At 61.2% G+C, this 7,376-nt stretch carries 7 protein-coding genes; all 7 read left to right on the forward strand.

Annotated elements, in window-relative coordinates:
- Positions 1 to 127 precede the first annotated feature (127 nt).
- The gene (locus ACIOMR_RS25495; RefSeq protein ID WP_008432130.1) at positions 128 to 1,132 is read left to right on the forward strand and encodes a ligase-associated DNA damage response exonuclease; all 1,005 of its coding nucleotides are present in this window, start codon (positions 128 to 130) and stop codon (positions 1,130 to 1,132) included.
- Positions 1,129 to 2,763, forward strand: coding sequence for an ATP-dependent DNA ligase (locus ACIOMR_RS25500; protein ID WP_178912886.1), 1,635 nt, complete (start codon positions 1,129 to 1,131; stop codon positions 2,761 to 2,763). The genes ACIOMR_RS25495 and ACIOMR_RS25500 overlap by 4 nt, the downstream gene beginning before the upstream one ends.
- A 329-nt stretch (positions 2,764 to 3,092) precedes the next feature.
- Positions 3,093 to 3,872 (forward strand): transporter substrate-binding domain-containing protein, encoded by a 780-nt coding sequence (locus tag ACIOMR_RS25505; RefSeq protein WP_177023308.1) that lies wholly within the window; start codon positions 3,093 to 3,095, stop codon positions 3,870 to 3,872.
- Positions 3,873 to 3,929: 57 nt separating this feature from the next.
- Positions 3,930 to 4,658, forward strand: a complete 729-nt coding sequence (locus tag ACIOMR_RS25510; RefSeq protein ID WP_087694271.1) for an ABC transporter permease — start codon at positions 3,930 to 3,932, stop codon at positions 4,656 to 4,658.
- Positions 4,655 to 5,365 carry an ABC transporter permease gene (locus ACIOMR_RS25515; protein WP_003209532.1) on the forward strand — a complete coding sequence of 237 codons (711 nt, stop codon included), beginning with the start codon at positions 4,655 to 4,657 and terminating at the stop codon, positions 5,363 to 5,365. Before ACIOMR_RS25510 ends, ACIOMR_RS25515 begins: the two co-directional genes overlap by 4 nt.
- A 9-nt stretch (positions 5,366 to 5,374) precedes the next feature.
- Positions 5,375 to 6,493, forward strand: coding sequence for a succinylglutamate desuccinylase/aspartoacylase family protein (locus tag ACIOMR_RS25520; RefSeq protein WP_401197041.1), 1,119 nt, complete (start codon positions 5,375 to 5,377; stop codon positions 6,491 to 6,493).
- Between the two features lie 13 nt (positions 6,494 to 6,506).
- The gene (locus ACIOMR_RS25525; RefSeq protein WP_102606227.1) at positions 6,507 to 7,271 is read left to right on the forward strand and encodes an ABC transporter ATP-binding protein; all 765 of its coding nucleotides are present in this window, start codon (positions 6,507 to 6,509) and stop codon (positions 7,269 to 7,271) included.
- The last annotated feature ends 105 nt before the right edge of the window (positions 7,272 to 7,376 follow it).

Here is a 7,376-nt window from a genome sequence, read left to right on the forward strand (position 1 = left end):
AACCCGACGGGGGACAAGCCCCCTCACCACAGCAAGCCCGCTCCCACATTTGATTGCATGCATTCCGATAGAACTTCTCCACCCGCCCTCGCCTCATAATTAACAAGCCCACCTCCACGGCACGCCCATGGACCTTGTTATCGCCCGGCCCGAAGGCCTCTACTGCCCCGCCGGGGATTTCTACATCGACCCCTGGCGCCCGGTGGAACGTTCGGTCATCACCCACGCCCACGGCGACCACGCCCGCACCGGCAACCAACACTACCTGGCCGCCGCCCCCGGCGAAGGTATCCTGCGCTCGCGCCTCGGCCAGGACATCAACCTGCAAACCCTGGCCTACGGCGAAAGCCTGCGCCACCACGGCGTCACCTTGAGTTTCCACCCCGCCGGCCATGTCCTCGGCTCCGCCCAGGTGCGCCTGGAATACCAGGGTGAAGTCTGGGTCGCCTCCGGCGACTATAAAGTCGAGCCCGACGGCACCTGCGCGCCGTTCGAACCGGTGCGCTGCCATACGTTTATCACCGAATCGACCTTCGGCCTGCCGATCTACCGCTGGCAGCCCCAGGCGCAGATTTTTGCCGGGATCAACGACTGGTGGCAGGCCAATATCGCCGCCGGCAAGGCCAGCGTGTTGTTCTGTTATTCCTTCGGCAAAGCCCAGCGGATTCTCCACGGCATCGACGCCAGCATCGGCCCGATCCTCAGCCATGGCGCGGTCGAACCCTTGAACCGGGTGTACCGCGAAGCTGGCATCTATATCCCTGAAACCCTCTACGCCGGCGACTTCAAAAAGACCGACCCTTTATTGCGCCAGGCCCTGATCATCGCCCCGCCCTCCGCCGGTGGCAGCACCTGGATTCGCCGCTTCGGCGACTACAGCGACGCCTTCGCCAGCGGCTGGATGCGCCTGCGCGGCACCCGGCGGCGGCGCGGCGTGGATCGCGGCTTTGTGCTCTCGGACCACGCCGATTGGCCCGGACTGTTATGGGCCATTGAGCAAACCGGTGCCGAGCGGGTAATGGTCACCCACGGTTCTGTGGGCGTATTGGTCAGGCACCTGCGGGAAAAGGGCCTGGATGCCCAGGGATTCACCACCGAATACGGCGATGACGAAGAGGAGGCCACGTCATGAAAGCCTTCGCCGAGCTGTACGCCAACCTCGACGCCACCACCTCCAGCAACGCCAAGCTCGCCGCCTTGCAGGCTTATTTCCTACAGGCGCCCGCGGAAGATGCTGCGTGGGCGGTGTACTTTTTATCCGGCGGCCGGCCCCGACAACTGGTACCCACGCGGTTGCTGCGGGACATGGCCACCGAAGCCGCGAGCATTGAGCCGTGGCTGTTCGAAGAGAGTTATCAGTCGGTAGGGGACCTGGCGGAAACCATTTCCCTGCTGTTACCGGAATCGCCCCACACCTCGGACGATGGTCTGGCCGTGTGGCTGGAAGAAAAACTCCTGCCCTTGCGCGGCCTGCCGCCAGAAGAACTGGCAGAACGCCTGCCCGCGTTGTGGGCACAGCTGGATCAGCCGAGCCTGATGCTCTGCATCAAGCTGATCACCGGTAGCTTCCGGGTCGGTGTGTCGAAGTTGCTGGTCACCCGCGCCCTGGCCGCCATGGCCGGGCTGGACAGCAAACGCGTGGCCCAGCGGCTGGTGGGCTACACCGACCTGTCGAACCGTCCGACGGCCGAAGGCTACTTGAAGCTGATTGCCGCCGAATCGTCCGACGAACACGCCCAGCGTGGCGGGCAGCCTTATCCGTTTTTCCTGGCCCATGGCCTGGCCCAGCCGGTGGAGCAGTTCGATGCCTTGCTCGGCTCCCCTGCTGACTGGCAAGTGGAATGGAAGTGGGACGGTATCCGCGCACAACTGGTCAAGCGCGAAGGCCGCTTGTGGATCTGGTCTCGGGGCGAAGAACTGGTCACCGAGCGCTTTCCGGAGCTTCATGACCTGGAAAACAGCCTGCCCGATGGCACGGTGATCGACGGCGAAATCGTGGTGTGGAAGGACTCGGTGCAACCCTTCGCCCTGCTGCAACAGCGTATCGGCCGCAAGACCCTGGGCAAGAAAATCCTCGAAGACGCGCCGGTCGCCGTGCTCGCTTATGACCTGCTGGAACACCACGGCGAAGACTGGCGCAACCACACCCAGGCCGAACGCCGGGCGCAACTGGAGCTGGTGGTCAGCGACTGCGACCAGCCAACGTTGCGCACGTCGCCAGTGCTGATCGGCGATAGCTGGCAAGACTTGGCAGAGCAGCGTGAGGCGTCCCGCAGCCTGGGCGTGGAAGGCATGATGCTCAAGGCCCGGGACGGGCTCTACGGCGTGGGCCGGACCAAGGACATGGGCGTGTGGTGGAAGTGGAAAGTCGACCCGTTCAGCGTCGATGCGGTGTTGATCTACGCCCAGCGCGGCCATGGCCGGCGCGCCAGCCTGTACAGCGACTACACCTTTGCGGTGTGGGACGGCCCGCCCGGTACTGAGCGTACGTTGGTGCCGTTCGCCAAGGCGTATTCGGGGCTGACCGATGAGGAAATGCGCAAGGTCGACGCCATCGTGCGCAAGACCACCGTGGAGAAATTCGGCCCGGTGAGCAGCGTCACGCCGAGCATGGTGTTTGAACTGGGTTTTGAAGGGATTGCCCTGTCCAAGCGGCACAAGAGCGGAATTGCGGTGCGTTTCCCGAGGATGTTGCGCTGGCGCCAGGACAAGGCCGTCGAGGAAGCCGACAACCTGGCGACCCTGCAGGATTTACTGGCCTGACACGTCTCTCACCAACGCCACCGATCAATGTGGGAGCGGGCTTGCTCGCGAAGGCGGTGTGTCAGTCAATACATGTACCGACTGATCCACCGCATTCGCGAGCAAGCCCGCTCCCACATTTGAAAACCTCACACGCCCCAAAATAATGCATAGATTGATCAATGCCCATTTTCGGGCATTTCCTACTGGCACAACTCCTTAATCTCACCTTTTAAAACGACCATTCGGAACTATGGTGCAGAAATTGCTACTTGAGTCCGGTCTGACACCGTTCAGTAACAGTCCTAACCGCGCCACAAGCGCTTATCTTGGTTTCCAGGGATTACATAATGAAAAAAGCATTGCTGACCCTTTCTGCACTGGCTCTGTGCATGGCCGCCGGTTCCGCGCTGGCCAAGGAATACAAGGAATTGCGTTTTGGTGTCGATCCGTCCTACGCGCCGTTTGAGTCTAAAGCCGCTGACGGCAGCCTGGTGGGCTTCGATATCGACCTGGGCAATGCCATCTGTGCCGAGCTGAAGGTCAAGTGCAAGTGGGTCGAAAGTGATTTCGACGGCATGATTCCAGGCCTCAACGCCAACAAGTTTGACGGCGTGATTTCCTCGATGACCGTGACCGAAGCCCGTGAAAAGGCGATCGACTTCTCCAACGAGCTGTTCTCCGGCCCAACCTCGCTGGTGTTCAAAAAGGGCGCGAACTACTCCACGCCTGAGTCCCTGAAGGGTAAAACCGTGGGCTACGAGCAAGGCACCATCCAGGAAGCCTACGCCAAGGCCGTACTGGACAAGGCCGGTGTCACCACCAAGGCCTACGCCAACCAGGACCAGGTGTACGCCGACCTGACTTCCGGCCGCCTGGACGCTTCCGTGCAGGACATGCTGCAAGCCGAACTGGGCTTTTTGAAGTCGCCAGCCGGTGCTGACTACGAAGTCAGCAAGGCCATCGACGATCCACTGCTGCCGTCCAAAACTGCGGTCGGTATCAAAAAAGGTAACAAAGACCTCAAGGCCTTGTTGGATAAAGGTATCAAAGCGTTACACGATGATGGCACCTACGCCACCATCCAGAAGAAACACTTTGGCGATCTGAACCTGTACAGCGGCAAATAATGCCTGGGGCGCCCTTCCTCTGGAGGGGCGCTTTTTTATCGCCATAGGTCCTGATTTATGTTCGAAGATCTTTTGCAAACCCTGGGGCTCAGTGCCTTCAGTTTGAAGGGTTTCGGCCCGCTGTTGCTGCAAGGCACCTGGATGACCGTCAAGTTGTCGGTGTTCTCCCTGGCCGTCAGCGTGTTGCTGGGCCTGCTCGGGGCTACTGCCAAACTGTCCAGCCTGCCGTTCCTGCGGGTTCCCGCGCAGATCTACACCACCCTGATTCGCGGCGTGCCCGACCTGGTGCTGATGCTGCTGATTTTCTACAGCCTGCAAATCTGGCTGACCAGCTTTACCGACTTTATGGAATGGGACTACATCGAGATCGACCCATTCAGCGCCGGGGTGATCACCCTGGGCTTTATCTACGGTGCGTATTTCACCGAGACCTTTCGCGGCGCGATCCTCGCCGTGCCCCGTGGCCAATTGGAGGCCGCCACGGCCTACGGGCTCACGCGTGGCCAGCGGTTTCGTTTCGTGACCTTCCCGCAGATGATGCGCTTCGCCCTGCCGGGCATCGGCAATAACTGGATGGTGATGCTCAAGGCCACGGCACTGGTGTCGATCATCGGCCTGGCCGACCTGGTCAAGGCCGCGCAGGATGCCGGCAAGAGTACTTATCAGCTGTTCTATTTCCTGGTGATCGCCGCGTTTATCTACCTGTTGATCACCAGCGCGTCCAACTTCGTCCTGCGCCGCCTCGAACGGCGCTACTCCGCAGGCTCCCGGGAGGCAGTGCGATGATCGAACTTATCCAGCAATACTGGCGCCCCTTCCTTTATAGCGACGGCCAGCACATCACCGGGCTGGCCATGACGATGTGGCTGCTCAGCGCGTCGATCTTCATCGGCTTCCTGGTATCGATCCCGCTGTCCATTGCGCGGGTGTCGCGCAATCGCTGGGTACGCTGGCCGGTGCAGTTCTACACCTACCTGTTTCGCGGCACGCCGCTGTATATCCAGTTGCTGATTTGCTACACCGGGATCTACAGCATCGCGGCGGTTCGCGCGCAGCCGGTGCTGGACGCGTTCTTTCGTGATGCGATGAACTGCACGATTCTCGCCTTCGCCCTCAACACCTGCGCCTACACCACGGAGATTTTTGCCGGGGCGATCCGCAGCATGGCCCACGGCGAAGTCGAAGCGGCGAAAGCCTACGGCCTCAGCGGCTGGAAGCTGTATGCCTACGTGATCATGCCGTCGGCCCTGCGCCGCTCGCTGCCGTACTACAGTAATGAAGTGATCCTGATGCTGCATTCGACGACGGTGGCCTTCACCGCGACCATCCCGGATATCCTGAAAGTCGCCCGGGACGCCAACTCGGCCACCTACATGACCTTTCAATCATTCGGTATCGCTGCGCTGATCTACCTGACCGTGACCTTTGCCCTGGTCGGTCTGTTTCGTCTGGCGGAGCGTCGCTGGCTGGCCTTTCTCGGCCCCAGCCACTAAGGAGCCTTCATGCGTCATCAGATTCATCCACTTGTGGCGCCGGTGCCGGGCACGGAGCGACAAATCCACAGTTTCCACTTCGGGCCGGAGCAGGCCGAAGGCAAGGTCTACATCCAGTCGTCACTGCACGCCGACGAATTGCCGGGCATGCTGGTGGCCTGGCACTTGAAGGCGCGCCTGGCGGAGCTGGCTGCGGCCGGCCGCCTGCGCAGCGAGATCGTGCTGGTGCCGATCGCCAACCCGACCGGCCTGGAACAGGTGTTGATGGACATCCCCCTGGGCCGCTATGAGCTGGAAAGCGGGCAGAACTTCAACCGCCTGTTTGTCGACCTGTCCGACGAGGTTGGCAATCAAGTCGACGGCCTGCTGGGAGATGATCCTGCGCACAACGTCGAACTGATCCGCGATGCGCTGACCATGGCCCTGGCGGCGCAAACGCCCGTCACACAACTGGAATCCCAACGCCTGGTGCTTCAACGCCTGGCGTGTGATGCCGACATGGTGCTGGACCTGCACTGCGACTTCGAAGCCGTGGCGCACCTGTACACCACCCCCGAAGCGTGGCCCCGGGTGGAGCCGCTGGCGCGCTATATCGGTTCGGAAGCCAGCCTGTTGGCCACCGACTCCGGCGGGCAGTCATTCGATGAATGCTTCACGCTGGTGTGGTGGCAATTGCAACAACGGTTTGGCGAGCACTTCCCGATCCCGATGGGCAGCTTTTCGGTAACCGTCGAATTGCGCGGCCAGGGCGACGTCAACCACGGCCTGGCCAGCCTCGACTGCCAGGCGATCATCGATTACCTGATTCACTTCGGCGCAATCAGCGGCGAGCCGGCACCGCTGCCGGAATTGCCCTACCCCGCCACACCGCTGGCGGGCGTCGAGCCGGTGGCCACAGCCGTGGGCGGCTTGCTGGTATTCAGCGCGCTGCCTGGGGAATACGTGGAAGCCGGGCAACTGATCGCCGAAATCATCGACCCCATTTCCGACCGCGTAACGCCAGTGCATTGCCGCAATGCCGGGCTGCTTTACGCTCGTTCGCTGCGGCGCATGGCCACTGCCGGGATGGTCATTGCCCATGTCGCCGGCACTGAAGCCTATCGCAGCGGCTACCTACTTTCGCCTTGAGGATGCACGCCCCATGTACAAATTGACCGTTGAAGGCCTGCATAAAAGCTATGGCGACAATGAGGTGCTCAAAGGTGTCTCGCTCAAGGCCAGGACCGGTGATGTGATCAGCTTGATCGGCGCCAGTGGCTCGGGCAAGAGTACCTTTTTGCGGTGTATCAATTTTCTTGAACAGCCCAATGATGGCGCGATGACGCTGGATGGGCAGCAGATTCGCATGGTCAGTGACCGCCATGGGATGCGCGTGGCGGATGATGCTGAGTTGCAGCGCCTGCGTACGCGGTTGGCGATGGTGTTTCAGCATTTCAACCTGTGGAGCCACATGAGTGTGCTGGAGAACATCACCATGGCGCCGCGCCGGGTGCTGGGTTGCAGCAAGAAGGACGCCGAGGATCGCGCTCGCCGGTATCTGGACAAGGTGGGGTTGCCGGCGCGGGTGGCCGGTCAATATCCGGCGTTTTTGTCGGGTGGCCAGCAACAGCGGGTGGCGATTGCCCGGGCGCTGGCGATGGAGCCGGAGGTGATGCTGTTTGACGAGCCGACTTCGGCGCTGGACCCGGAGTTGGTGGGTGAGGTGTTGAAGGTGATCCAGGGTCTGGCTGAGGAAGGCCGGACGATGATCATGGTGACCCATGAGATGAGCTTTGCGCGCAAGGTGTCGAGCCAGGTGCTGTTTTTGCACAAGGGGCTGGTGGAGGAACAGGGTTCGCCGGAGGATGTGCTGGGTAATCCGAAGAGCGAGCGGTTGCAGCAGTTTTTGAGTGGGAATTTGAAGTAGCCCGCAGGGGTTGGGTGTATATCCGTTATTTAGGTAACGGCCACTTATGGTTCCGCTCTTACAGCGGCTCACTTTTGAACAGCGCAAAAGTAAGCAAAACGCTCT

Origin of the sequence: Pseudomonas sp. NPDC087814, from assembly GCF_044742865.1 — a bacterium.
In the GTDB taxonomy this organism is placed as follows: Bacteria; Pseudomonadota; Gammaproteobacteria; order Pseudomonadales; family Pseudomonadaceae; genus Aquipseudomonas.

Coding starts and splice junctions, on each gene's coding strand:
- ACIOMR_RS25495 (WP_008432130.1), top strand. CDS start 128: ATGGACCTTGTTATCGCCCGGCCCGAAGGCCTCTACTGCCCCGCCGGG.
- ACIOMR_RS25500 (WP_178912886.1), top strand. CDS start 1,129: ATGAAAGCCTTCGCCGAGCTGTACGCCAACCTCGACGCCACCACCTCC.
- ACIOMR_RS25505 (WP_177023308.1), top strand. CDS start 3,093: ATGAAAAAAGCATTGCTGACCCTTTCTGCACTGGCTCTGTGCATGGCC.
- ACIOMR_RS25510 (WP_087694271.1), top strand. CDS start 3,930: ATGTTCGAAGATCTTTTGCAAACCCTGGGGCTCAGTGCCTTCAGTTTG.
- ACIOMR_RS25515 (WP_003209532.1), top strand. CDS start 4,655: ATGATCGAACTTATCCAGCAATACTGGCGCCCCTTCCTTTATAGCGAC.
- ACIOMR_RS25520 (WP_401197041.1), top strand. CDS start 5,375: ATGCGTCATCAGATTCATCCACTTGTGGCGCCGGTGCCGGGCACGGAG.
- ACIOMR_RS25525 (WP_102606227.1), top strand. CDS start 6,507: ATGTACAAATTGACCGTTGAAGGCCTGCATAAAAGCTATGGCGACAAT.